The 25,083-nt window shown below is 58.6% G+C and carries 21 protein-coding genes; 9 read left to right on the forward strand and 12 right to left on the reverse strand.

What is annotated here, in order from left to right:
- Positions 1–122 precede the first annotated feature (122 nt).
- From QLG07_RS23915 to QLG07_RS23950, 8 genes are all read right to left on the reverse strand, one after another.
- Positions 123–1,010 carry a triphosphoribosyl-dephospho-CoA synthase gene (locus QLG07_RS23915; RefSeq protein WP_187496977.1) on the reverse strand — a complete coding sequence of 296 codons (888 nt, stop codon included), beginning with the start codon at positions 1,008–1,010 and terminating at the stop codon, positions 123–125.
- On the reverse strand, positions 1,010–2,662 hold the full coding sequence (mdcA, locus tag QLG07_RS23920) for a malonate decarboxylase subunit alpha (RefSeq protein ID WP_048914625.1): 1,653 nt from the start codon (positions 2,660–2,662) through the stop codon (positions 1,010–1,012). The genes QLG07_RS23915 and mdcA overlap by 1 nt, the downstream gene beginning before the upstream one ends.
- Before the next feature lie 246 nt (positions 2,663–2,908).
- On the reverse strand, positions 2,909–4,612 hold the full coding sequence (locus QLG07_RS23925; RefSeq protein WP_282470290.1) for a GNAT family N-acyltransferase: 1,704 nt from the start codon (positions 4,610–4,612) through the stop codon (positions 2,909–2,911).
- 177 nt (positions 4,613–4,789) lie between these two features.
- Positions 4,790–5,500, reverse strand: a complete 711-nt coding sequence (locus QLG07_RS23930; RefSeq protein WP_099753690.1) for a proteasome-type protease — start codon at positions 5,498–5,500, stop codon at positions 4,790–4,792.
- Between the two features lie 17 nt (positions 5,501–5,517).
- Positions 5,518–6,318, reverse strand: coding sequence for a transglutaminase family protein (locus QLG07_RS23935; protein WP_048914622.1), 801 nt, complete (start codon positions 6,316–6,318; stop codon positions 5,518–5,520).
- Between the two features lies 1 nt (position 6,319).
- Positions 6,320–7,249, reverse strand: coding sequence for an alpha-E domain-containing protein (locus tag QLG07_RS23940; protein ID WP_282470291.1), 930 nt, complete (start codon positions 7,247–7,249; stop codon positions 6,320–6,322).
- Positions 7,243–8,679 carry a circularly permuted type 2 ATP-grasp protein gene (locus tag QLG07_RS23945; RefSeq protein ID WP_062818076.1) on the reverse strand — a complete coding sequence of 479 codons (1,437 nt, stop codon included), beginning with the start codon at positions 8,677–8,679 and terminating at the stop codon, positions 7,243–7,245. The genes QLG07_RS23940 and QLG07_RS23945 overlap by 7 nt, the downstream gene beginning before the upstream one ends.
- A gap of 192 nt (positions 8,680–8,871) precedes the next feature.
- Positions 8,872–9,465 (reverse strand): hypothetical protein, encoded by a 594-nt coding sequence (locus QLG07_RS23950; RefSeq protein WP_048914619.1) that lies wholly within the window; start codon positions 9,463–9,465, stop codon positions 8,872–8,874.
- 401 nt (positions 9,466–9,866) lie between these two features.
- Between QLG07_RS23950 and QLG07_RS23955 the strand changes: the two genes are divergently transcribed.
- Positions 9,867–10,760 carry a transcriptional regulator gene (locus tag QLG07_RS23955; RefSeq protein WP_282470292.1) on the forward strand — a complete coding sequence of 298 codons (894 nt, stop codon included), beginning with the start codon at positions 9,867–9,869 and terminating at the stop codon, positions 10,758–10,760.
- Positions 10,735–11,199, forward strand: a complete 465-nt coding sequence (locus QLG07_RS23960; RefSeq protein WP_282470293.1) for a hypothetical protein — start codon at positions 10,735–10,737, stop codon at positions 11,197–11,199. The genes QLG07_RS23955 and QLG07_RS23960 overlap by 26 nt, the downstream gene beginning before the upstream one ends.
- Here QLG07_RS23960 and QLG07_RS23965 read toward each other — a convergent pair.
- Positions 11,186–12,178: a hypothetical protein gene (locus QLG07_RS23965; RefSeq protein WP_282470294.1), complete on the reverse strand. Its 993-nt coding sequence runs from the start codon at positions 12,176–12,178 to the stop codon at positions 11,186–11,188. The two genes, QLG07_RS23960 and QLG07_RS23965, sit on opposite strands and share 14 nt — an antisense overlap.
- A 190-nt stretch (positions 12,179–12,368) precedes the next feature.
- On the opposite strand from QLG07_RS23965, the gene QLG07_RS23970 reads away from it, so the two are divergent.
- A complete protein-coding gene (locus tag QLG07_RS23970) occupies positions 12,369–12,851 on the forward strand; it encodes a YlaC family protein (protein ID WP_282470300.1) in 483 nt (160 codons plus the stop codon).
- Positions 12,852–12,921: 70 nt separating this feature from the next.
- Here QLG07_RS23970 and QLG07_RS23975 read toward each other — a convergent pair whose 3' ends face one another.
- Both QLG07_RS23975 and QLG07_RS23980 read right to left on the reverse strand, forming a co-directional pair.
- Positions 12,922–14,328: a PLP-dependent aminotransferase family protein gene (locus tag QLG07_RS23975; protein ID WP_282470295.1), complete on the reverse strand. Its 1,407-nt coding sequence runs from the start codon at positions 14,326–14,328 to the stop codon at positions 12,922–12,924.
- A gap of 52 nt (positions 14,329–14,380) precedes the next feature.
- On the reverse strand, positions 14,381–16,513 hold the full coding sequence (locus tag QLG07_RS23980; protein ID WP_282470296.1) for a bifunctional diguanylate cyclase/phosphodiesterase: 2,133 nt from the start codon (positions 16,511–16,513) through the stop codon (positions 14,381–14,383).
- A gap of 553 nt (positions 16,514–17,066) precedes the next feature.
- Here QLG07_RS23980 and QLG07_RS23985 point away from each other — a divergent pair.
- From QLG07_RS23985 to QLG07_RS24005, 5 genes are read left to right on the forward strand one after another with little or no spacing between them, the layout of a single operon-like run.
- A complete protein-coding gene (locus tag QLG07_RS23985; protein WP_048914611.1) occupies positions 17,067–17,633 on the forward strand; it encodes a spore coat protein U domain-containing protein in 567 nt (188 codons plus the stop codon).
- A gap of 20 nt (positions 17,634–17,653) precedes the next feature.
- Positions 17,654–18,181 carry a spore coat U domain-containing protein gene (locus QLG07_RS23990; RefSeq protein WP_048914610.1) on the forward strand — a complete coding sequence of 176 codons (528 nt, stop codon included), beginning with the start codon at positions 17,654–17,656 and terminating at the stop codon, positions 18,179–18,181.
- A gap of 23 nt (positions 18,182–18,204) precedes the next feature.
- On the forward strand, positions 18,205–18,924 hold the full coding sequence (locus QLG07_RS23995; protein WP_282470297.1) for a molecular chaperone: 720 nt from the start codon (positions 18,205–18,207) through the stop codon (positions 18,922–18,924).
- A 3-nt stretch (positions 18,925–18,927) separates the two neighbouring features.
- Entirely contained in the window at positions 18,928–21,348 is a 2,421-nt protein-coding gene (locus QLG07_RS24000) for a fimbria/pilus outer membrane usher protein (protein ID WP_282470298.1), read from the forward strand.
- On the forward strand, positions 21,345–22,325 hold the full coding sequence (locus tag QLG07_RS24005; RefSeq protein ID WP_282470299.1) for a spore coat U domain-containing protein: 981 nt from the start codon (positions 21,345–21,347) through the stop codon (positions 22,323–22,325). The genes QLG07_RS24000 and QLG07_RS24005 overlap by 4 nt, the downstream gene beginning before the upstream one ends.
- On the opposite strand, the gene QLG07_RS24010 is transcribed toward QLG07_RS24005, so the two are convergent.
- A complete protein-coding gene (locus tag QLG07_RS24010; protein WP_048914607.1) occupies positions 22,322–23,215 on the reverse strand; it encodes an SDR family oxidoreductase in 894 nt (297 codons plus the stop codon). The two genes, QLG07_RS24005 and QLG07_RS24010, sit on opposite strands and share 4 nt — an antisense overlap.
- A 339-nt stretch (positions 23,216–23,554) precedes the next feature.
- Between QLG07_RS24010 and QLG07_RS24015 the strand changes: the two genes are divergently transcribed.
- Complete coding sequence (locus tag QLG07_RS24015) at positions 23,555–24,871, forward strand: MFS transporter (RefSeq protein ID WP_048914606.1); 1,317 nt, start codon at positions 23,555–23,557, stop codon at positions 24,869–24,871.
- Positions 24,872–25,083 lie beyond the last annotated feature (212 nt).

Here is a 25,083-nt window from a genome sequence, read left to right on the forward strand (position 1 = left end):
GGCATGCCTGGCCCCTACGGGGTATTCGTGGGGGTGGGCATGCCTGGCCCCTACGAGGTATTCGTGGGGGTGGGCATGCCTGGCCCCTACGGGGTATTCGTGGGGGTGGGCATGCCTGGCCCCTACGGGGTATTCGTAGGGGTCGGGCATGCCCGACCCTCGCTATTAATACGGTCAAGAAACAGTGCGGCGGACAGCAGGTCGGCCGCTCCTCCGGGTGAGGCATTCAGCGCCAGCATTTTTGCATCCAGCTGCGCCAGCGCCTGCCTTCCGGCGGGTTGATGGCTTCCCCCCGCTGCCAGCACCGCACGGGCGCCCTGCTGCATCGCCGTCAGGCCGTTCATCCCGGCACGCGACAGCACGCAGGTGTCGCTCAGGGAGGTCATGATCGCCATCAGGGCATCCAGCTGCGCTGCGCTGTCATCGGCCCCCTGCTGGCGGCTGTGCCACAGCTGCGGCAGCGCAAGATGGATCACGTGCGGGAATCCGCGCTGCGCCTCTTCCCGCGCGCCCGGTACCTGATAGCGGGCGCTGGCACGCTGCCCTTTGCTGAACTGCTTCGGTGCGGCATCATCCGGCAGCTGCGCCAGTGCGGCGGCGCAGGTGACGATCTGCTGAACATCCCCCATGCCGCCGCACATCGCCGCCGCGCTGACCAGCAGTCCCAGCGCCCAGATCGCTCCGCGATGGGTATTCACCCCGCCCGTTTCCTGCATCATCTGCGCTTCCCCTGCGCGCCCCAGCAGCCCGACGCGCTGACGCAGGGCAATATCCGCCGGGCGCTGCCAGCTGTGCAGCGCCAGCGCATAAAACGTCGGGCGGAGGCTTAAGGCCGAGCGCTCCATCAGCGCCAACGTCAGGTCACGATGTGCGCCGCTGCCGCGCTGGTCCACCAGGCCGGGTTTAGGCGTCAGCCGGGCTTCATCCAGCAGGCAGGCGCTGGCCAGGTCGGCCAGCCGTTGCGCAAAATGTTCAGCCGGGGAGGCGGCGAGCTGCCGCTGCAGGTTCATTACCAGCTCCTGAATTTTGCCGGTGGCTGATAGAGGCCGCCGGACCATTCAACCAGATCGGCGACGCTGCCCGCCGCCAGCAGCGACCGGCTGGCATCCGTGCGACGAATGCCAAGATCTTCCGGGAAGGCCACTTTGCCCTCGCGCCTGAGCTGCGCGACGCGCTTCGCGTCGGCGCCGAGGCCGATATCGGTGATGCCCGCGACCGCGGCCACCATCGCCCGCCGCTCCTCCAGCGTTTTGGCGCGATAGAGGTAGGCAATGCCCTCTTCGGTCAGCACGTGGGTAACGTCGTCGCCGTAAATCATCACCGGAGCCAGCGGCATGCCGGAGGCTTTCGCCACATCCACCGCTTCCAGCTTCTCGACAAAGGTCGGTTTTGCCCCCGCCTGGAAGGTTTCCACCATCTGCACCACCAGCTTGCGGCCGCGTGCCAGCGGGTCGGGTTCATTGATCATCGCCAGCCAGGCAGCCGTGGCATGACGGCGGCCGTGCGGATCGTGCCCCATATTGGGCGCGCCGCCAAAGCCGGAAAGGCGGCCTTTGGTCACCGTCGAGGAGTTAGCCAGCCCATCAATCTGCAACGTGGAGCCAATAAACATATCCGCCGCGTACTGGCCGGCCATCTGGCAGAAAGCACGATTAGAGCGCATCGAGCCATCGGCACCGGTGAAGAACACATCCGGGCGGGCGGCGACGTAGTTTTCCATCCCCAGCTCGCCGCCGAAGCAGTGCACGCTTTCCACCCAGCCACTCTCGATCGCCGGGATCAGCGTAGGGTGTGGGTTTAGCGTCCAGTGACGGCAGATCTTGCCCTTCAGCCCCAGCTGCTCGCCGTAGGTTGGCAGCAGCAGCTCAATGGCGGCGGTGTTAAAGCCGATACCGTGATTAAGCGACTGCACCTGATGCTCGGCATAGATTCCTTTGATCGCCAGCATCGCCATCAGCACGTGTTCCTGCTTAATCAGGCGCGGATCGCGGGTAAACAGCGGTTCAATAAAGAATGGCCTGTCGGCCACCACCACGAAGTCGATCCACGACCCCGGAATATCGACACGCGGCAGGTCGCATTCGTCATCCACCAGTTCGTTGACCTGGGCTATGACGATGCCGTCATGGAAGGCGGCGGCCTCGACCAGTGCCGGAGTGTCTTCGGTGCTCGGCCCGGTATACAAATTGCCCTTACGGTCGGCTTTGAATCCGGCGATCAGCGCCACGTTAGGCGCGAGATCGACATACAGCCGCGAGTAGAGTTCGATGTAGGTGTGGATCGCGCCGATCTCTAACAGGCCATCTTCCAGCAGCTGGGAAATGCGCAGGCTTTGCGTGCCGGAGAATGAGAAGTCGAGCTTGCGGGCAATACCTTTTTCAAAGATATCAAGATGTTCGCTGCGGCCCACGCTCGGCATAATCATATGCAGGTCATGGATTTTCTGTGGGTTAACCTCGGCCAGTGAGCGGGAGAGAAAATCCGCCTGCTTCTGGTTATTACCCTCCAGCACCACGCGATCGCCGGGCGCGATAAGTTTTTCCAGCATAGGGATAAGATCGTCGGTGGGCAGGACTTTGTGATTCAGCCCGAGGCTGGCGATACGGCGCTGTTTTTCACGGCGGCGCGTATCCCAGACGCGGGGAGAGGGGGTGGATATCATGCGGTAACCTCCTGTGAGCGCACCCATTACGGGGTGCTTCAGTCTGGCTACAAGTCTGCGCCTGCGGAGGCTCTGCAACAATTACGCGCAAAGCCTGACCGTTAACCGAGAGGTAACGTTCAAATAAAGATGATTTAATTCAGTAGGATAAAAAAATTTATTTCAGAGGAGTGTCACAGAAACGGGCATGCTGCGGGACGGGTTGACCGGAAAAGCGGGTCAACCCCTACACGTTGAACCTTGCTGCTAACCCTGATGCACCGCGATATAGCGCTGGTAGCGGCTCTCTTTTAAGCGGGTGAGGTCCACCAGCACCAGCCCATCAATACAGTGGTTAAAGTCCGGGTCGCTGCCGAAGTCGATAAACTGAACCCCGCCGGTTTCACACAGCTCGGAATACTGCTTATACAGCGGCGGGATGCCAGTGCCGAGGTTGCTCAGCAGGCGCTTCAGGCGTTTGAGATCCTCAACATAATCATCACCGCTGAACTGCGCCAGCACGTCCGGCAATGATGCCGGGTACGGGCGGCGTGAGGTAGCCAGCGGCAGCGCAGGCGCGAAGTAGAGGCGATAGAATGCCACCAGCAGGTCGCGCGCTGCCAGCGGCAGACCGCCGGAAATTGACACCGGGCCAAACAGATAACGATATTGCGGATATTTCGCCAGGTAAGCACCAATGCCCATCCACAGATAGTCGAGGCCGCGTTTGCCCCAGTAGGCCGGCTGAATAAAGCTGCGCCCCAGCTCGATCCCCTGCATCAGAACGGGGTTCATCTGGTGGTCATAATGAAACAGGCTGTGGCTGTAGATCCCCTCAAAGCCTTTGCGCTCGAACTGCTCGGCGGTCGGGATAAAGCGATAGGCCCCGACGATGTCCAGCGCCTCTGCATCCCACAGGATCAGGTGGTAATAATCGTCGTCGTAATCGTCAAGATCGCGCCGCGTGCCGCTGCCCTCGCCCACCGCGCGAAAGGCAATTTCCCGCAGCCGCCCCAGCTCGCGCAGGATCGGGACATAGTCTTCGCCGTGGCGGCGATAAAGGTAAATCATCTTGCCGTCCGGCAGCTGGCCGAGCACTTCACATCCGGCCAGCGCGCGTTTCAGCACCGCCCGATCTTCCGCACGCGCTATCGCCGCTTCGGTCTGGAACAGGGCAGACTTGCCCTGCGCAATACGGTAGAGATGACGCCGGAAGCGCGCCGCCAGCGCTTTCGCCGGGGTACGGCCATCGTGCCAGCTGGCGAAGGGAATGCGCTTGCCCACCTTGAGCTTTAACCGCGCACCGCGATTAACGAACATCTCGCGTACCAGCAGCAGCATCGACAGCGGCTGGTAAATTTTTGACGTGAGGTAGAAAAGCGCGCTGTTGCGGCCGCTGACGTGGATCGGCACGATCGGTGCGCGGTAGCGGGCGGCGATGCGCAGGAAGCCGTGGCTCCACGGGCTGTCTTTTACCCCCTTGCTGCCGAAGCGCGACACTTCCCCCGCCGGGAAGAAGATCAGCACGCCCTGGCTTTCCAGCTGCTCCTGCATCTGTTCGACCTGCTGGCGGCTGGTGCGGTTGCCCATATTGTCCACCAGCACCATCAGGCTGCTGAGGGATGCGAGACAGTTCAGCAGACGGTTAGTGACGATTTTCACATCGCGCCGCACCTGCGACACCGCGTGCAGCAGCGCCAGGCCATCCAGGGTACCGAGCGGATGATTAGCGACGATCACCACCGGTCCGTGACTGGGGATTTGCTCCAGGTCGCGCTCGCTCAGCTCACAGCTGACGTCGAGGTATTCCAGCACCTGCTCCACCATGTCCAGCCCTTTCAGGTGGCGATTTCGCTGATTGAACTGCTGGAACTCTTTTTCACGCAGCAGGCGACGCAGCAGGCTTTTCTGCCACGATGGCGTCTGATGGCCAGGGCTGAGGTCGTCTAAAACACTTTCAACAGTAAACACAGGCTTATCTCCGGGTGTTTTAGCCGCACACTAACCAGCCCGGATGACGATGATGTGTCAGTGAAATGACAGCTGCAATATTCTGTAAATTTACCGATGGCGCAAAGCAGGGAGGCAGTGGGAGATAACGGTAAAACGGCTTGGCCGATTGTAGGGGCTGGGCATGCCCAGCCCGGATTATTCGTCAAGCCGTAACGGCGGCAGCTGCGAAAAAACGCTGAGCAATCCGCTGCTCCACAGCTGGCGGATCTGAGAAAAATAGGGGTGCTTTTCGGTGATGTGGTACTGCTGCATGCTGCTGAAGCTGTCGGTGGGATAGACCATCACATCCAGCGGCAGGCCGACGGAGATATTACTCGCCAGCGTCGAATCCATCGAAATCAGCGCGCACTGCATCGCCTGGTCCAGCGCGGTGTCATAGCGCAGCACCCGGTCGATAATCGGCTTGCCGTATTTGCTTTCGCCTATCTGGAAATAGGGCGTATCGGTACTGGCTTCAATGAAGTTGCCCTGCGGATAGATCTGGAACAGCCGCGGCTCTTCACCCTTAATCTGCCCGCCCAGCATCAGCGTACCGCCAAACTCCTCGCCGTCACGTTTGATCACCGTACGCAGCGTGTCCCCGACCAGCAGTGCCACATCGTACATATTGGTGCAGCTCATCAGGTTAGGCTGTTTACCATCTTCACAGCCGCGCCGCAGCAGGCTCAGCGCGCTCTGGGTGGTGGCGAGGTTGCCAGCGCTTTGCAGAACCAGCGTACGCTCGTCATCCTGCTGAAAAACATGGAGCTTACGGAACGAGGAGATATGATCCACGCCCGCATTGGTCCGGGAGTCGGAAACGAAAATCATCCCTGACGATAAGCGCATTGCCACACAGTAGGTCATAGTTTGCCCGTTCAAAATTACTGCTGCGAGAACACCAGTTGTACCGCAGCCACGGCCTGCATATCTTCACTGCCGCCGCCCAGGCGCATGCCGCGCACCGGACAGGCATCAAGATAATCCACACCGACAGCCAGCTTCAGATGCTGCCGGGTGCTGCGGGTATTATTGGTAATATCGAAACTGTGCCAGCTGCCGTCGAGCCACACTTCCACCCATGCATGGGTCGCCACATGTTCCACATTTTCAGTATACAGATAGCCGCTAACATAACGAGCGGGGATGTGCAGACTGCGACAGCAGGCTAAAAATACGTGACTGTGGTCCTGACAAACGCCACTTCCGGCGGCAAAAACTTTGGCGGCGGTATCGGTCACCAGCGTGCTGCCGGGCTGATACGGCATCTTCAGCAGCAGCTCGCCCATCAGGCGTTCGAGGCTGGCGAGCGGCGCTTCTTCACGGTAATAGCGGCGGGCGAAATCGCGGATAGCCATATCAGGCTGCGTCAGCGGCGTGATACGCAGGAACACCAGCGGCGACAGCACGCAGTCCGGGTCTGGCGAGCTGTCCTCTTCATCAAGAATATCGACCACGCCGCGCGCGGCGATCTCTATCTCCTGATGCGGGCGGTCAAGCGTCAGTACGTGCATCACATTGCCCCAGGCATCGGTGGTGCAGATCGCCTGCTCCGGCAGGAAGAGATCCCACGAGATAATGTGCTGATGGACAGAGTCCTGCGGCGTCAGGCGCAGATACTGCGTGCTCTGGCGCACCAGACTCTGGTAGCTGAAACAGGTTTTATGCTCAATATTCAGCTTCATGTTATTTCGCCTCCAGATAGGTTTGGTGAATGCTGTCGGCAATCGCCGCCAGCTCTGCCAGAAAACGTTGCAGCCAGGCGTGCAGCCCGTCCGTCATCAGAGATTCCCAGCTACTAAAGCGCAGCTGCGCATGCAGCACCGTGAGCAGGTAACGCGGACGATCTTCACCGCTGCTGCCGATCAGATTGAGCTGATTCGCGATCTCTTCGACGCAGGATCGCAGCGATCGCGGGCTCTCTTCGCGCAGGATCAACATCTCATTGACGTTATCCGCCGCCATCTGCTGTTTGTAGATAGTGTGGTAAGCCTCGCGCGCCGAGACCGAGCGCAGCAGGGTATCCAGCCGGTAGTACTCACGCACCGTGTCGTCATCTTCATCGGTCAGATGCTGGTAGACGTCGAGCAGCCTGGCGGTACAGTCGGCGCGCTCCAGCAGCGTGCCGAGGCGAATAAAGCTCATCGCATCGCCGCGCATCAGGGTGCCGAACATGGCGCCCCGGAACAGGTGTGAGCGCTCTTTCACCCAGTCGAAGAAGGCATCCGCCCCACCGTTGCTAACGCCGTTGCGCCGCAGATTGCGCAGTTCGATCCAGCTGGAGTTGATGCTCTCCCACACTTCCGATGAGAGGCTGCCGCGCACCGCATGCGCGTTATTCCACGCCGCCTGCCAGCAGTTATAGATGCTGCCGGGATTGCGCTCGTCGAGGGCAAAAAAGTTGAACAGCTCCGGCATCGCCAGCCGATCGTTGACTGACCAGTACAGGTCACTGGTGTTGGTGAGGTTCAGCGGGACGCGCAGCTCATTGTTGTGGCTGCCGCGCACCGGCATCAGGGAGAGCCGGTTGGTGACGTCGAGCACCCTGGCAATATTTTCCGCGCGCTCTAAATAGCGCGCCATCCAGTACAGGCCACTGGCCGTGCGGCTTAGCATGCGTCATCCTCCAGAACCCAGGTGTCCTTGGTCCCACCGCCCTGCGAGGAGTTAACCACCAGCGAGCCTTCGTTCAGCGCCACGCGGGTCAGCCCACCGGGCACCAGCCGAATATCGGCGCCGCTGAGGGCAAACGGACGCAGGTCAATATGGCGCGGGGCCAGCCCCTGTTCAACAAAGGTCGGGCAGGTAGAGAGCGCCAGCGTATTCTGTGCAATATAGTTCTGCGGTTTGGCTTTCAGCAGCGCGCGGAAATCCTCCAACTGCTGTTTACTGGCAACGGGGCCGATCAGCATGCCGTAGCCGCCGGCACCGTGGACCTCTTTCACCACCAGCTGCTCAAGGTTTGCCAGCACCCACGACAGATCCTCCGGGCGGCGGCATTGCCAGGTCGGCACATTGTTGAGGATCGGATCTTCGTTAAGGTAGTAGCGGATCATCTCCGGCACGTAAGGGTAGATCGACTTGTCGTCCGCCACCCCGGTGCCGATAGCATTTGCCAGCACCACGTTGCCGGAACGGTACACCGACAGCAGGCCCGGCACGCCAAGCATCGAGTCCGGGCGGAACGCCAGCGGGTCGAGGAAGGCATCGTCGACGCGGCGATAAATCACATCGATTTTGCACGGCCCGGCGGTGGTACGCATCAGTACTGCGCCATCTTTAACAAACAGATCGGCACTCTCGACCAGTTCCACCCCCATCTGCTGGGCAAGGAAGCTGTGTTCAAAATAAGCGCTGTTAAAGCGTCCGGGGGTTAAAACCACCACCACCGGGTCGTTAACCGGGGAGCTTTCCCGCAGGGTTTGCAGCAGCAGCGACGGGTAGCGCTCAACCGGGGCAATACGCTGGTCGGCGAACAGCTCCGGGTAGAGGCGCATCATCATCTTGCGGTTCTCCAGCATGTAGGAGACGCCGGACGGGGTGCGCAGGTTATCTTCCAGCACGTAATATTCGCCGTCGTTGTTGCGCACCATATCGACGCCGATAATGTGGGCATACAGGTCGCGGTGCAGGTTGATGCCCTGCATGCAGGGCTGATACTGATCGTTGACCAGCACCTGCTCGGCGGGAATCAGGCCCGCTTTGAGGATGTGCTGCTGGTGATAGATATCATGCAGAAAGGCGTTCAGGGCCTGCACGCGCTGGCGGATGCCTTTATCCAGCATCGCCCATTCGCTGGCCGGAATAATGCGCGGAACGCTGTCGAAGGGGATCAGCCGTTCGGCTCCGCCGTCTTCACCATAAACGTTAAAGGTGATCCCAAGGCGGTGAAACAGCAGTTCCGCCTCTTCGCGCTTGCGCGCAATCGCCTGCTGGTCGGCCTGCTGTAGCCATTGCCAGTATTCCCGGTAGTGCCGACGATAGTGTCCATCGCTCAGCAACATTTCATCATAAAAGTGTGACGCTATTTCATAGCTTTGATTCATGATTTCCCTACCGCTGTCTGTGAACCTGTCATGAGATCTGCACAAAGTGTGCCAGAGTCAGGCGTGGCGTCCTGAGCCGCATGGCATGCGGACCGACAACAGGCGAAAGCTTTTCCTGGCAACGGGGGAAGCGAAACGCGGCGGCAGACTGCACCAATAAAGTGCAGCCCGCTGCGCTAAAGAGGAGTGAAACTATTGTGCGGCCAGCGGGTGCCAGACTTCGGTCAGTGCGCCTACCCCACCGGTGATCGGGTCGGCTTGCGGCATCGCCACGCGTTTTATTTCAAGCATAGACTGTTCCATTAAGGCCTGCTCGTCACGCAGCGTCCGCGGTACAACGCCAGGGGGATACGCCCCCACCGCGAGGAAATCATCGCTGGCGGCGATCTGCTGGTGCCCTACCCCGGCCGGGATCAGCACCGCATCCCCTGCGTACACCGTGACCATTCTTCCGCTCTCGCCGCCAAACAGGATCTCGGCCCAGCCGCAGGTAATCCCCAGCAGTTCATGGGTGTTTGGGTGGTAATGGGTATAGGGGAAAACCGGCGCTTGCCAGCTGACCGGCCAGCCGTGCGCGGCAAACTCGGCTTTAAACCACGCGCTCATATCCTCGTCGGTTTCATCAGGAATGACCTGCGGATAAATGATCAGCGGCAAAGGATTATTGGGGACGCCCTGGGAAGGTTGCGACAGCATCAGATGTCGCGGGTTGGTGGATGCGCCCGCAGCAAAAGTTCCGGCAGCAAACGACATCAGCAACATCACACTGCGAGAGTCAGACAGCATAACAGGCTCCTGTGGCTTCAAAAACGGTGTTGAATGATTGTTAAATTAAGTGTGGCACCGTTTAGCCAGCTTGCAATGTTTCCTGCACGCGAGAGATCACATAACACATTAATTTAATTGAACATAAGTCAAATTCATGCTGTTGTCATACCCGCACAATAACTTTCACTTTTTTACCACTGCCTGTGATAAAATTAAATATTGCTCAGTGACACTATCACTATTAACAATCATCATCACTGGCAATTAGTTTTTACAAACGCTCATTTACTGATATTTCCAGAAATATCGAATTATCAGTTAATATGGATTTTGCCCTCGCATAATAAAGACCCTGGCCATGATAATATCCAGGATGCTTTATCCGGCGGTCACATGGACAACTCTGATACAAGATCACTATGACTCCTTATTGTATTATCCATCACTGGTATGTCGACTTCTCGGTCGGGACGCTTACCCACAAAAATACGGGTGAGCAACGACGTCTGGGTGAATTTCAGATCAGGCTGCTGCAGGTGCTGGCAGAGCACGCCGGAGAAATACTGTCACGCGATGAGCTGAATCAGCTGGTATGGGAAAGGCGCGTGATTGGCAATAACAGTTTACCTAATGCGATTCATGCCCTGCGCGTGGCGCTGGAAGATGACGGTAAACAGCAAAAGATTATTAAAACCATTCCTAAAAAGGGCTACATCCTCGAAAAGGAATATTGTCAGTTCGTGCCGGTACCTGAACTGGATGACGTTGAAGAGAACCCCTTTTTCAACCGGCTACCCACGCAAAGCATCGCCCCTGAAGCCCCCGCCACCGACGGCCAGCTGCTGGACAACCAGCCAGCTGTGGTCGCCCGCGATCCGGCATCCTTCTGGCGCTGGCTGGTACCGTTGCAGGCGCTCGTGCTGCTGGTGATTCTGGCATGGATTGTCTGGCCGTACGTTACGCCGCCGGCACAGCAGTTAAAGAGGAATGACGCGACGGTTTACAGCAACATTCGTTTGCAGGAGCTGGTAACCAGAGGGGAGCCTTCCGCCGGCATTGAGCTGAACAAGCAGCTTGGTCCCACCCTGTTTATGCTGAATCAACATCTGAAAAATCAGGATGTGACCATGGACGTGGTGTATGCCTTTGACGGCACGTCGCTAAATTACACGCTGACGCTTAAAAACGCCTGCGGGCAAAAACAGCTGGCGATGAAAGTACTGAACTGGCGTACCAACAGCAATGTGCTGAGCGCGCTGATCTACCGGGAAACTGAGAGAAAATTTAATGAAATGGCGAACTGCGTCAATTAGTTTACTGCTGGTCAGCGCAGCGCTACTGCTGGGCGCGCTGCTGATGAAGCCCCTGCAGGGCAGCAGCAGCGTTGAATTTGTGCCAGCGCTAAACCGGGAAGATGTGCAGCTGGGTTATTACGACCTGCTGTCGCGCCAGCGTGAGCTGTACGATCCGCACTTCGCGCTGCATGAGGGTAAAACCACTCTGATGCTCACCAGCCCGGATGACAGCCAGTTTATGATTAAGGTCAATTTGCAGCAGCTGGCCAGCGGTCCTGAGGGTATGTCGTTCATCTATCAGCCCCTCTACTATGCTGATACGGGCGAAGCGCGGATCATCAAGAGTATTCTCGGCCCCGGTGGGCAAAACCGGGTGCAGTTTAACGACCTGCGCTTCAGCGACCGCCGCCTGATTGTCTTCCCATCAGGACAGATTTTAAACGTTACGGCAGGTTAAAACGCGCCTGCCAGTTTGCCAGTGTATTAGGCAGCGTTTTTTTGTCCTGCTCGGTGGTGACATAGTGCTGGCTGACCTTGTTGCCCGCTTCAGGAGCGACGCGTAGCGCCCAGATTTTCCCCTGCGGGGTGGTCATGATCATCGCCGCCTGACGGTCAGCCCGACCTTTCATCCACATCGTCACCACTCTGGCACCCAGGTCGTCGAGGTCCTTTTCGTGATTAAAGGCGGTGGCGGTATCAACGTACTTCTGATAATCCTTACCGACCAGCTGACGAAATTTCTCATCGGTCTGCTGGTCGGGCAGGATGCCAAGGCTCAGTAACGTGGCGGACGGGCGCGGATCGTGGTCACTTTTCACATAATCGCCATCGATGGTCATTCCTCCCGGCATCAGCAGCTTGCAGCTGTTCTTGCTGTCGCTGCGCACCTTGATTTTGCCATCGTGTAGGGGGATCAGCACAACGGTACAATCGCCGCCCCAGGCAATGCTATCGGTGAATCCTACCCCGGAATAGAGGCGCACATCGCCGCGTAACGCGCTCTCATAGACGCCCGCCTGAACGCTGGCATCCATGCGAAACTCCCAGCCGGAGAGTTTACCGATCAGCAATTTTCCACTATTGCCATGAGCGGCCGATGCGTTCCACCAGGTCCCCTGCCAGTCAAAATCCTGGCCGGTGCCGTGCAGGACCCCCAGCATATACAGGTAGGCTCCGCGCAGGCAGCCCTCGCTGCTGCAGGCATCAGGTGCATGGTGCATGGGGGCAATCAGTTGCTGAGCATGCTGCGGGTCCTGCTTCACCTGAGTGTAAAAATCCTCGTTATAAACACTGTCGAGCCACAACAGTTGCGGGCTGCTGCATACCGTCTGGTCGGCAGTCCCTTTTATACGCGTGCAGTCGTAGGCACTCGCGGGTACAGCCCAAACCATGGCGAGTGTGAAAAAGGTAAGGATAAAGATCTTTTTAAACATCATGTTATAACCCATTGTTCCATCATCCGTAGTCCTGATGCTGCGGGGCCAGGATTCTACACGCAAATCAGCCAGCAGGCTACATTATAACCAGCCAACTGTTATAGCTTAATAGCAGTAAACTGTGTCTGCTGCTATGGGTTAAGAGATGTTTTAATTGCACTCTGCCAGGACTTTTACCCTGAGGTACATGATGGAAGAAGTAAAACAGATACTGCTGCGCGAGATCGACAGTTTGAACAGTGCAGAGCAGCGTGATAACAAGCCGCGCTTCAGCTTTCAGTTTTTGAAAAAGCATCCCGGCCTGTGGGCCTCAATGTATGGCTGCTACGTGCTGACCGTGGCGCTGATTTTTACCACCGATTTTCTCGGCTGGCCCGCCTTCTGGGGCGCGACCATTTTTATCCTGCTGATGAGCGGCCTGATGCTGATGGATGTGAATCCGAAGTACCGCTTTGAAGATATCGACGCGCTTGACCTGCGCGTCTGCTACAACGGTGAATGGTATTACGTGCGTACTCTGTCTGACCAGGCGGTGAGCGATATCCTGCACAGCGAAAACGTGCCGGATAAGGTGAAACAGGGGATTAATAAGCTGCTATCCCTGAAGGGTGAAGTCGACTTTTACGACGTATTCCACCTGACCTGGGGCCATCAAAGCGCGGCAGCGGTTTAAATCACGAAAATCACTTCGGGGCGTGGCATGCCGTGACCGCTGATGCCTTCCGGTCAGGCATGCCTGACCCCTACAACAGATCGGCGATCAGTTCGCCGAGGGTTTGGACTGCTGCTTCCTGCGACGCATTCCACCAGGCCGTGTTGAAACGGAAATAGTTGGCGTACTGTTCGCTGGAGGAGAACATCTTCCCCGGCGCGATGCTGATCTTCTGCTGCAGCGCGCGATAATAGAGTTCGGTGGTGTTGACCTGCTTTGGCAGCTCTATCCACAGGAAGTAGCCGCCGCGCGAATCATTAATCTGCGCCCCCGCTGGCAGATAGCGTTTCAGCGCCTGGCGCGCCAGGTTTTTGCGCTGTTCCAGTATCTGGCGCAGCCCGCGCAGATGGCGGTCATAGCTGTGGGTGCCAAGATAGGTGGCGAGCGCCTGCTGCATGGGCGCACTGGTGGAGAGCGTGCTCATCAGCTGTAAGCGCTGAATACGCTGCGCGTGCTGGCCAGCCGCCACCCAGCCAACGCGAAATCCAGCCACCAGATTCTTCGAAAACGACGAGCAGTGCAGCACGTTATTTTGTCGATCAAAGGCCTTGGCCGGCAGCGGCTTTTCACGCCCGCTATAGAGTTCGCTGTAGACATCATCCTCAATCAGCACCACGTTGTACTGCGCCAGCAGTTCAACCAGTTGCTGTTTCTTCTCGCGGCTCAGCGTGCAGCCCACCGGGTTCTGCTGGCTGGTCATCATCCACAGCGCTTTGATCGGCCAGCGCTGAAGCGCGCGGCTCAGCTCGTCCAGGTCGATCCCGTTTTGCGGATCGGTGGCAATCGCCACGCTTTTCAGCTTCAGGCGTTCTATAGCCTGCAGCGCACCGTAAAATGACGGGTTTTCAATCGCCACCCAGTCGCCCGGTTCGGTCACTGCCTGCAGGCTGAGATTGAGTGCTTCCATCGCGCCATTGGTGATGACGATCTCATCCGGCGAAACCTGTATCCCCTGCAGGGCATAGCGCTGCGCCAGCATTTTGCGCAGCGCTTCATTACCGGGCGGCAGGTTATGCAGGGCATCTACCGCTTTCATGCTGTGGGAGACGGTGGTCAATGCACGCATCAGCTGGCGCTGGGGAAACAGCTCAGGATCGGGAAACGCGGAACCGAAGGGGATGATATCCGGGTCGCGGCAGGCTTGTAACACATCGAAAATAAAGGCGTTGATATCCACCGACTCGGCCAGCTGCACTTTCTGGTGGCTCATCGGCTGGCGCAGGAATTCAGCGCGTGGGGCAACATAATAGCCCGACTGCGGGCGCGACTGGATGCGCCCCTGACTTTCCAGCACCTGGTAAGCATGCATCACGGTCATCAGGCTCATGCCGCTGAGGTTCACCTGCTCACGCAGCGAGGGCAATTTTTCCCCGGGCAGCCAGATTTCCGTCTCGATTTGCTGGCTGATTTGCTCAACCAGCTGTTCATATTTTGCCACGACTGTTACAGGCCATTTTAAGCGAATGGGAAACTATTATACCCCATAATCGCTACACGGCGTCAGAGAGCGGTGCCACTACGCTCAGCTTTGGGGCGTTGGCCACCGGTGCTTCGACCCCTTCGCTCTCGACAAAATGTTTGAGATCCGGCACTTGATCCGGCGGAACAGGGCGCCCCAGTAGGTATCCTTGCAGAGTGTTACAGCCCAACCCGGTCAGGAACTCCTGCTGCTCGGCGGTTTCCACCCCTTCGGCAACCACTTTCAGATTCAGGGTCTGTGCCAGGGCAACAATGGCGGTGACGATGGTGGCATCTTCCGTCTGCGCCTGCAGCTCATTGACAAAGGCGCGGTCAATTTTCAACTCACTGGCCGGCAGGCGTTTAAGGTATAGCAGGCTGGAGTAGCCGGTGCCGAAGTCGTCAATGGAGGCTTTCACCCCCAGCTCGGTCAGCTCGGTCAGAATGCGCACGCTCTCATCCGGGTCGCGCATGGCGGTGGTTTCCGTGACTTCCAGAGTCAGCAATTCCGGCGGGATGCGGTGCGTTTCCAGCGCATTGACCACCGTTTCCACCAGCCCTGCCTGCTCGAACTGCAGGGCGGAGAGGTTGACGGCCACCGACCAGTCGGTATTACCCTGCAGATGCCACTCGCGCAGCTGGCGACAGGCCTCATCAATGACCCAGTTGCCCATGGTAACGATCAGCCCGGTTTTCTCTGCCAGCGGCAGGAAGACGTCTGGCGCCAGCAGGCCACGACGTGGATGCTGCCAGCGCAGCAGCGCTTCAAAGCCAATAATCGGCCCGCGTGGCGCACAGAACTTCGGTTGATAAAACAGACGCAGTTCGTTGTTATCCTTTGCCAGCCACAGGTCATTGATCAGCTGGAGCTGGTTCTGTGCGATGGTGTTCATCGATGGCTGGAAAAAGCTGTGACCGTTGCGTCCGTTGTTTTTGGTGTGATACATCGCGGCATCGGCGTTAAACATCAGCTCACGCTCATCTATGCCGTCGCCCGGAAATACTGCGATACCAATACTGAGCGATACCACCAGCTCATAGCGGGAAATATCAAACGGCCGCTCCACGGCTTTCACCAACGCATCCGCCACGGTAGCGGCATCGTTGGGATCTTCAATTTCAATCAGCAGCACAAATTCATCGCCGCCGAGGCGCGCCAGGGTGTGATGCCCCTGCACGATCTCTTTCATCCGTTCGGTCACGGCGATGAGCAGGCTGTCGCCAATATGGTGGCCAAAGGCGTCATTGACCGCTTTAAAGCCGTCGAGATCCATAAACATCAGGGCGAATTTGGAGTTCTCGCGTGAAGCTTTATTGATCGCCTGGTCGAGGCGATCCTCCAACAGAATGCGGTTTGGCAGGCGGGTCAGGTTGTCGTGCAGCGCCAGCTGCGCCAGTTCGCGGTTGGCTTCCGCCAGCGAAGACGCCAGCACCGAGGTGCGGGCCTGCAGGCGCGCATCCAGCATCGACACCAGCAGCGTAATGCCGAGAATAGCCAGCGTCACCACCACCACCAGGATCGCCAGCCAGCTGCTGTTCACGCCAAGATGGGTGGCATGACTGCTGGCCGGGAAGCTGGCCGCCGCCATGCCGGTGTAGTGCATCCCGGCGATAGCAATCCCCATAATTAATGCCGCGCCGCTGCGCATCAGCGCCAGTCTGCCGGTGCCCCGGCGCAGATGGAATGCCAGCCACAGCGCGGCGCCGGAGGCACCCAGTGCGATCGCTACCGACAGCCAGATCCAGCGCCAGTCCCAGACAATCCCCGGGTTTACCATCAGCGCCGCCATGCCGGTATAGTGCATCGCTACCACGCCGCTGCCCATCACAATCGCCCCGCCGCACAGCCGGTACCACGGCAGCTCACCGTAGCAGACGATCCACAGCGCAAAAATCGATGCGGCCACGGCGATCACCATCGACAACACCGTCAGGCTGGCGCTATAGCTCATCACCATCGGCAGGCTCATCGCCAGCATGCCGATAAAGTGCATTGACCAGATCCCTACGCCCATGGCGAAGCCGCCACCGAACAGCCAGACCAGCGCCACCTTGCCCGTTGAAGTTGCCACGCGTCCCGCCATATCCAGCGCGGTATAGGAGGCGAGAAACGCAACAATAAAAGAGACGATAACCAGTAATTGATCGTACGAACTCATGAGCATATGACAATCCCGACTGCTGTAGCCATTTTTGACTTTGTGTGTAAGTTACCCGGGGCCATTAAATTAATGGCCAGGCTGATGCTTAATTTATCGGCATAAACACCCGGGTCTTTAGTACTGCCCTGGAAAGAGAAAAACTGAAGAAGTGCGGTTAAGGCGTAATCTGATATATCCCTATAATTTATATCGTTTAGTAAAACTCCGCTCTGCTGCTGAGAACATAGCATTGAGGCCAGTCATTCACCTAGACTCTCTTAGGATTATTCTTGAAAATTTTACCAGCCCAGTACCCGCGCGGGCTGCCAGCGCCTCACTCTAAAGCGTCAGACACATAAATAATATTTTCCGTTTCGCTTCACAGGCTCTCTCAGCCTGATCTATAGTAAGAGAAACTTGTGTTAACTTATTCATTCAAATAACAGATTGTTCCTTGCGTTATATTTTACCCACTAAAGGGTTTTTATTATTTATCCCGTTGCGCTTAGCCCTGCTAACGTCAATATTCCACCAGGCGAAAAAGCACGTTCATCTCTCTAATCAGTAAGGAATGGTTATGAAAATGAAGCTTTTTCTGCTGGGCTGCGGCCTGAGCTTTGGCGTCGTCAGTTCGGGATTCGCCGCCACCACGACAGGGACTATCGCGGCCAGACTGGTATTAACCACCGGCTGCCTGGTGAACGGTCAATCCGCCACCTCCGCCGTCAACTTTGGTACCCTCGACTTTGGTAGCAGCGCGGCGACGTTTGATACGCTGAATGCCACCCTGGTCGGTTCACTGGGTAACGGCATCTTCGTTCGCTGCACCACCGGGCAAACCTACAACGTCCAGCTCACCAGCAGCAACGCCGCCCCCGCCACCGTGTACGGGACGGTCACGGCGCAGCCGCGCTATCTGGTCAGCGCCACCAATGCCACCCAGGGTGTCGCTTACACGCTGTATGGCACCACCTCTTACACCACGCCGATTGCTAACAACACCAACCTGACCAATACCGGCACTGCCGACCCGGTCAACGGGGACAACTATCCGATTTATGGTCGGATTGCTGGCGGTGGCTATAACGCCGCTATTCCGGCAGGTACCTACACGGACACGATTAACGTCGCAGTGAATTACTGATTGCGGCAGCAAGGGAAGAGATGGTGTGGAAGCTGGTTCAAGGACTGGCGGGCGACGCGCGTCCGCTCATTCTCGTGCTGCTGGTTTACAGCGGTTGCGCAGTGTCATTGCCCACGCAAACCTTCCAGGTTACCGCTTCGATCGTTAACGGCTGCGTGGTCTCCGGCACCAATACCGGCGTGTTTGGCACGCTCGATTTCGGTACGCAGCCCGGCGTGGGGAGCGCCACGGCGAATGCTGCCTACGTGCAGAGCTCAACCATTGCCCTGGCCTGCACGCCGGGAACCACGCTCAGCATGAGCATCGACGGCGGCAGTAATTACACCACCACCCGCAATCTGAAGGTGGCTAACAATAGCAACCTGGTGGCGTACAACCTCTACACCAACGCCAGCCATACCACGGCGATCCCGGTGAATCAGAACGTGGCACTGACTTACAGCAATGCGAACAACATTACGCTGCCAATCTACGGGCAGCTTCAGCTGAGCGGCGTCAACCGCGCCGGGACCTACAGCGATACGCTGACGGTCACGTTGAGCTGGTAACAGCAGGGAAAAAAGGAGAAGTGATGACCAAATTCGCGCTTACAGGGCCGCTGCTGACACTGTTACTGGGTGTTGTGTCCCCTACTGCCAGCGCCGGGAATTCCGTGCTGATTTGGCCGATCGACCCGAAGATCGCGCCGCAGGAGAAAGCCAGCGAACTGTGGCTGGAGAACCGGGGCGAGAGCACCACGCTGATGCAGGTCAGGGTGTTCAGCTGGCAGCAGATCAATGGCCAGGAGCAGTACCAGACTCAGCAGCAGGTGCTGGCCAGCCCGCCGCTGGTGAGGATTGAGCCAGGCAAGCGCCAGATGGTGCGCCTGATTAAGCAGACGCCGCCAGCGGGTGGCAAAGAGGCCGCCTACCGCGTACTGCTGGATGAGATCCCGACCCCGCAGCAGGCGGGTGATAATCAGGCCGGGCTAAATTTCCAGATGCGCTATTCGGTGCCGCTCTTTGTCTATGGCGACGGGCTGACGCCGGAGCGCGCGCGCCCGCAGCTGAGCTGGCGCCTGGTGAATCAGGGCGGCAAGCAGGCGCTGGAGATCACCAATCGTGGCAGCGGGCATGCCCGCCTCAGCAACGTCTCGCTCGGCGGTCGCAGCCTCTCCAGCAGCCTGTTCGGCTATGTGCTGGCCGATGCCAGCAACACATTCCCGCTCAGCGTGCCGGTTTCCGGCGGGGCTGAGCTGAGTGCCGAGCTGGAGCATAAACAGAGTTGGCGTAGTACCCGCTCAGCACCATAGTCGATGAGCAGACGCCGTCGGGTGCCGGGCCGGCACTGCACACTGGCCGTTACTGGCCTGCTAAGCTGCCTGTCACCGCTGACCGGCAGCGCGGAAACCTATCGCTCGCTGCCGCCCCCGCCAAGCGCCGCTGCCAGCCAGCAGCAGCAAAATTATATGCTGGGGCTGGTGGTCAATGGCGAGGAGAGGGACCAGGTGGTGCCGGTGCAGTTTCAAAACGGCCACTATCTGCTGCGCGCCGCCGACCTGCAGCGGGCGGGTATTCCGACTGCGCGCATCACCGCCTCGATTATCGATGTTTCCGCTATGGATCAGGTGCAGGCGGAGTACGATCGCCAGCGGCAACGCATTCTGCTGACGGTGCCGTCCGAATGGCTGCCAAAGCAGAGCTTTGGGGGTGCCGCGCACAACGGCCCGCGCTATCCCGGTCGCAGCAGCAACGGCCTGCTGTTTAACTACGATGTTTACGCCAGCCAGACCACCGACGGCGGTACCCGCATGTCTGCATGGAACGAACTGCGCCTGTTCGGGAATGCTGGCCAGTTCTCCAGCAACGGGGTGGTTCAGCAGCAGCTGACGGGTGACAGCGGCTACCTGCAGGATGGCTATCTGCGCTACGACACCTGGTGGGCGAATCAGGATGAAGAGCGGGCACTGAGCTGGCGCGTGGGGGATTTAATCACCGATTCGCTGGCGTGGAGCAGCAGCGTGCGCCTCGGCGGTATTCAGATTGCGCGTGACTTCTCGGTACGCCCTGACCTGGTCACTTATCCCCTCCCCTCATTTTCCGGCCAGGCGGCGGTACCCTCGACCGTTGATCTGTTCGTCAACGGCTATAAGACCAGCAGTAACTCGGTACAGCCCGGCCCTTACTCGCTGACCAATATGCCGTTTGTCAACGGGGCCGGTAATGCGGTGGTGGTGACCACCGATGCCCAGGGGCGGCGGGTCAGCACCACCCTGCCGTTTTACGTGGCCAGCGATCTACTGAAAAGCGGCCTGTCTGACTTTTCCTTTTCCGCCGGGGCGCTGCGCCAGAACTACGGGCTGAAGAACTTCGACTACGGCTCTGCCGCCGGCAGCGGCTCTTATCGCTACGGGATCGCCGACTGGCTGACGCTGGAGACCCATGCCGAGGCGGCGCAGTCGCTGGCGCTTGGCGGGGCGGGCGTGCAGCTCAAAATGGGAGCCTGGGGGGTGGTGAACGGTGCCGTCACCCAGAGCCAGATGCAGGGCGACAGCGGCCGTCAGTACAGCTGGGGCTACCAGTACAACACCAGCCGCTTCAGCGTGGGAATGCAGCAAACCCGCCGTACCACCGGCTTTGGTAACCTTGCACTGTATGGCGACCGTGAAAGCGGGGTGGCAACGGCAGAGACCTATACGCTGAGCCGCAGCAGCGCGCAATACAATGCCAGCGTGGCGCTCGATCGCTACGGCAGCCTCGGCGCGGCGCTGATTGATATCACCAGCGGCAGCGGCGATCGCACCCGCCTGCTCAACCTCTCCTGGAGCAAAAACCTGTGGGGCAATACCAGCCTGTACCTTTCCGCCAGTCGCGACCAGCAGGAGGGGAACTGGTCCGGTGCCGTTTCGCTGATGATCCCGTTCAGCGATCTGAGCAATGCCAGCATCAGCATGGAGCGCGATCGGCAGGGCGGCACCGCTGAACGGCTCTCCGTTTCGCGCGCGATGCCAACCGATGGCGGGATCGCTTACGATGCCTCCTGGGCGAATCAGAGCAGCGGCGGCAGCTATCGTCAGGGCAATCTGCGCTGGCGTAATCAGCAGTTTGAAACCTCGGCGGGCTTCTATGGCGATGATAATTACAGCACGGAATTTGCCGATCTCTCCGGTTCGCTGGTGCTGATGGATAACAGCGTATTTGCCGCAAATCAGGTGACGGACGCCTTCGTGCTGGTGAAAACCGACTACCCGAACGTCAACGTGCGCTATGAAAACCAGCTGATGGGAAAAACGAATAGCGACGGCTACCTGCTGGTTCCGGCCATCAGCTCATACTACCCGGCGAAATACGATATCGACACGCTTGACCTGCCTGCCGACATGGCGGCCAGCAGCGTCGAGCAGCGCTTCTCGGTGAAGCGCCAGAGCGGTTATCTGCTGCACTTCCCGATTGAGCCGCTGCGCGCCGCCAGCGTGATCCTGCATGACAGCAACGGCGAGCCGCTGCCGGTCTCAACCGTTATTAGCCGCGAGGGTCAGCAGAGCGGATACGTTGGCTGGGACGGCATCACCTGGATGGAGAATCTGTCTGAGCATAACCCCCTCCGCGCCGAAACCCCGGACGGACGCCACTGCGATACCGAACTGACGGTGCCGGGCGGGCGGCCAAAATCCCTTACCACTTACGGCCCGCTCACCTGTGTGCTCTCCCCGTTACCGACAGGAAATACCCGATGAAAAAACTGTTGCTGCTGTGTAGTTTTATCCTGCTGATGGGCGGTTCGCTTCCAGCCCTGGCGGCCTGTACCACCGCGCCGGTCAGCGCGGCCTTTGGCGGTGTCAGCTCGTTTACCGTCAATACGACGGCCAGCACGGTTTCTGCGCCCGGCACCATCAACTGCGGCACCGGGGTGCTGGCGCTGCTGTCATCGGACAGCGTCACCGTGCAGTTAGTCAGCGCCACCAGCTCCACTGGCAATCGGGGCACGCTGCGCCTGAGCGATACCATCCCGGTGCAGCTGTGTACCGACTCCGCCTGCGCCACGGAATTGGGCATTGGTGGCACCCTCGTCACCTACAGCCGCAGCCAGCTGCTGGGGCTGAGTATCGGCACCGGCAACCAGGTGGTGTTCAGCCTGCCGTTCTTCCTGCGCACCGTGCCCGGCGCCGTAGTGGCGGCCGGCACCTACACCGTGACGCTCAACGTGCAGGTGGTGTACAACGTCTGCACCGGGGTAGGCATTGGCGGCCTGTGCCTGCTCGGTTCGCAAAACAGCGGCACCACGACCCTGCCGCTGACCGCGACCATCGCCATTGCCAACGATTGCACCACCATTACTTCGCCTGCGGTGAACTTCGGCAGCGCCCCGCTGGTCAGCAGCTTTACCGGCGTCAGCCAGTCGATCAACGTGATCTGCACCAAGGGCAGTACCTACAGCGTGGGGATGAACAACGGGATCCATGCGGTGGGAGCGCAGCGCTACATGGCCAGCGGGACGAACCTGCTGGCCTATGAGATTTATAAAGGGTCGGGCACTGCCAGCCGTTGGGGGGGAACCGTGACTGCAGAACGCATGCAGAGCACGGCGGCTAACAGCGTCAGCACCGACGGGCTGACCCGCACCTTTAACTATAATGCTCAGGTGCTGACCAGCCAGGCAACGCCGGTAGCGGGGAGCTACAGCGATACCATTACGGTGGACTTGTCGTTCTAACCCAGGTGATTACCACCGGTGACGCCATGTACTTCAGCGGTCACGTAGCTTGACTCCTGCGACGCCAGATAAACGTACACCGGCGCCAGTTCTGCAGGCTGTCCGGCACGTTTCATCGGCGTCTGCTGGCCGAATTCCGGGATCTTATCCTGCGTCTGACCGCCCGCAATCTGCAGCGCCGTCCAGATAGGACCCGGTGCCACGCAGTTCACGCGGATGCCTTTCTCAGCAATCTGCTTCGCCAGGCCGCGGGTGTAAGCCAGGATAGCCGCTTTGGTCGACGCATAGTCGAGCAGGTGTGCGCTGGGCTGATAGGCCTGAATCGACGAGGTGGTGATAATGCTGCTACCCGCGGGCAGATGCGGGATCGCTGCCTGGGTGATCCAGTAGAGCGAAAACACGTTGGTCTCGTAGGTTTTACGGAACTGCTCGGTAGTCAGGTCAGCAATGTTTTCTACCGCCACCTGCTTACCGGCCACCAGCGCCAGAATATCCAGGCCGCCTAAATGCTCGCGCGCATCTTCCACCAGCTTCTTGCTGAACGCTTCATTGCTGATATCACCCGGCAGCAGCACCGCTTTTTGCCCGGCCTGCTCAATCAGTTTTGCCACTTCTTCGGCATCGCGCTGCTCATCAGGCAGGTAGGAGAGCGCCACGTCCGCGCCTTCGCGGGCATAGGCAATGGCTGCCGCGCGGCCAATGCCGGAGTCGGCACCGGTCACCAGCGCTTTACGCCCCTGCAAACGGCCGCTGCCGCGATAGCTTTTTTCGCCGCAGTCCGGCACCGGCCGCATCTCAGCCTGCACGCCGGGCGCAGGCTGGCGCTGCTTGGGGAAGTCTTCCGCTGGATATTGCGTGAGAGGATTCTGCATTTCGTATTGGTCTGCCATGGTTCCTCCGCTTGGCGATAAATTCATTTCGTTTCGATCGGGGTTAAGCGTAGTCCACGTTCATCGGCTGTCGACGAGGGAAACATTAATATCGAGTATCGAACTGATTTCAGAGGAAAAAATGGCAAAAGTTAAATGCAATAAAATATAACTAAATATGAACAGCCCACCTCAGGCGAATAATATCGACGCAAATAATGTGCAAATTTTAACCAAAACTACCACTGTTAATTATTGGTTACTAATGTGAACATTTTGTAAGCCAGTAACGGTGATCGCCGTCACATTAAAACCCGCCCCGGCAGGCTAAAAACGAGGAAAAAACCCACAGGAAGTAACATGAGCAACTCAATGACAGGGACATCGCGGCAGGGCGGTGCCAGAACTATCTTCAACGTTACCAGCGGTAACTTCCTCGAAATGTACGACTTTATGGTGTTTGGCTACTATGCTACCGCCATCGCAAAAACCTTTTTCCCCGGGGATGACCCGTTTGCCTCACTGATGCTGACGCTGATGACCTTTGGCGCCGGCTTCCTGATGCGGCCGCTGGGGGCGATTATCCTCGGCTCTTATATTGACCGCCACGGCCGCCGTAAAGGGCTGCTGCTGACGCTGGGACTGATGGCGATCGGTACGCTGACCATTGCGGTGGTGCCCGGCTATGCCACGCTGGGCATGGCGGCGCCGGTGCTGATCCTGCTGGGCCGACTGCTGCAGGGCTTCTCGGCCGGGGTCGAGCTTGGCGGGGTTTCCGTTTATCTCTCTGAGATCGCGCCCAAGGGCAAGAAAGGCTTCTACGTCAGCTGGCAGTCCGGTAGCCAGCAGATTGCGGTGATCTTCGCCGCGCTGCTCGGCCTGCTGCTCAATCATCTGCTGGCAAAAGAAGCCGTTACCGACTGGGGCTGGCGTATTCCATTTGTGATTGGCTGCCTGATCGTGCCGTTCCTGTTCTGGATCCGTCGCATGCTGGAAGAGACCGAAGCCTTCAGCCAGCGTAAACATCACCCGAGCATGGGGCAGATTGTCCGTTCGGTTGGCCGCAACTGGGCGCTGGTGCTGGCGGGCATGCTGATGGTGGTCACCACTACGGTGATGTTCTATATGATCACCGCATTCACCCCGACCTTTGGCAAAACGGTGCTGATGATGAGCGATAAAGAGAGCTTCTTTGTCACCCTGTGCATTGGTATTTCCAACCTGTTCTGGCTGCCGGTGATGGGGGCGCTATCTGACCGCTATGGCCGCCGTCCGCTGCTGCTGATCTTTACTATCCTGATGATTATCACCGCCTGGCCGGTGCTGCACTGGCTGGTTGGTTCACCGAGCTTTGCCCACCTGCTGGAAGCCGAGCTGTGGCTCTCATTCCTGTACGGCAGCTATAACGGCGCCATGGTGGTGTATCTGGCGGAGGTGATGCCGGCGGAGGTGCGTGCCACCGGTTTCTCGCTGGCCTATAGCCTGGCGACAGCGCTCTTCGGCGGCTTTACACCGGCGGTGTGCAGCTATCTGATCCATGTGACGGGAGATAAAGCGATGCCGGGCGTCTGGCTGACGTTTGCGGCAGTGTGCGGATTAATTGGGACGTTGATTATCAAACGGCTGGTGAAGCAGTATCAGGCAAGGCGTCTGATGGAGCCGGCAATTCAGGTATAACGCTATTATGACAAGGGCCGATCACAATACGATCGGCCCCTGCGATCCGGGCATGTAGGGGGCGACCACTGAGGGATCCCCAGAAAAAATTGTTCTGAATTTTATCGCTGGATGAGAGGTGGCAGGTTTCAGGAGGGAGGGCTGCTTTCCGCACCGTCATGAATACATCCCTGTAGCCTGGCTCACGGCCGTCCCTGGCCGTGGGCCTGCTG

The organism is Erwinia sp. V90_4 (assembly GCF_029967685.1).
Lineage (GTDB): Bacteria > Pseudomonadota > Gammaproteobacteria > Enterobacterales > Enterobacteriaceae > Erwinia > Erwinia aphidicola.

Bases quoted from the DNA above. Each gene is read 5' to 3' on its own strand.
- QLG07_RS23985 (WP_048914611.1), top strand. From the start codon at position 17,067: ATGAAAATGAAGCTTTTTCTGCTGGGCTGCGGCCTGAGCTTTGGCGTC.
- QLG07_RS23930 (WP_099753690.1), bottom strand. From the start codon at position 5,500: ATGACCTACTGTGTGGCAATGCGCTTATCGTCAGGGATGATTTTCGTT.
- QLG07_RS23940 (WP_282470291.1), bottom strand. From the start codon at position 7,249: ATGCTAAGCCGCACGGCCAGTGGCCTGTACTGGATGGCGCGCTATTTA.
- QLG07_RS24015 (WP_048914606.1), top strand. From the start codon at position 23,555: ATGAGCAACTCAATGACAGGGACATCGCGGCAGGGCGGTGCCAGAACT.
- QLG07_RS23955 (WP_282470292.1), top strand. From the start codon at position 9,867: ATGACTCCTTATTGTATTATCCATCACTGGTATGTCGACTTCTCGGTC.
- QLG07_RS24000 (WP_282470298.1), top strand. From the start codon at position 18,928: ATGAGCAGACGCCGTCGGGTGCCGGGCCGGCACTGCACACTGGCCGTT.
- QLG07_RS24005 (WP_282470299.1), top strand. From the start codon at position 21,345: ATGAAAAAACTGTTGCTGCTGTGTAGTTTTATCCTGCTGATGGGCGGT.
- QLG07_RS23990 (WP_048914610.1), top strand. From the start codon at position 17,654: ATGGTGTGGAAGCTGGTTCAAGGACTGGCGGGCGACGCGCGTCCGCTC.
- QLG07_RS23995 (WP_282470297.1), top strand. From the start codon at position 18,205: ATGACCAAATTCGCGCTTACAGGGCCGCTGCTGACACTGTTACTGGGT.
- QLG07_RS23915 (WP_187496977.1), bottom strand. From the start codon at position 1,010: ATGAACCTGCAGCGGCAGCTCGCCGCCTCCCCGGCTGAACATTTTGCG.
- QLG07_RS24010 (WP_048914607.1), bottom strand. From the start codon at position 23,215: ATGGCAGACCAATACGAAATGCAGAATCCTCTCACGCAATATCCAGCG.
- QLG07_RS23965 (WP_282470294.1), bottom strand. From the start codon at position 12,178: ATGATGTTTAAAAAGATCTTTATCCTTACCTTTTTCACACTCGCCATG.
- QLG07_RS23970 (WP_282470300.1), top strand. From the start codon at position 12,369: ATGGAAGAAGTAAAACAGATACTGCTGCGCGAGATCGACAGTTTGAAC.
- QLG07_RS23950 (WP_048914619.1), bottom strand. From the start codon at position 9,465: ATGCTGTCTGACTCTCGCAGTGTGATGTTGCTGATGTCGTTTGCTGCC.
- QLG07_RS23980 (WP_282470296.1), bottom strand. From the start codon at position 16,513: ATGCTCATGAGTTCGTACGATCAATTACTGGTTATCGTCTCTTTTATT.
- QLG07_RS23945 (WP_062818076.1), bottom strand. From the start codon at position 8,679: ATGAATCAAAGCTATGAAATAGCGTCACACTTTTATGATGAAATGTTG.
- QLG07_RS23960 (WP_282470293.1), top strand. From the start codon at position 10,735: ATGAAATGGCGAACTGCGTCAATTAGTTTACTGCTGGTCAGCGCAGCG.
- QLG07_RS23935 (WP_048914622.1), bottom strand. From the start codon at position 6,318: ATGAAGCTGAATATTGAGCATAAAACCTGTTTCAGCTACCAGAGTCTG.
- mdcA (WP_048914625.1), bottom strand. From the start codon at position 2,662: ATGATATCCACCCCCTCTCCCCGCGTCTGGGATACGCGCCGCCGTGAA.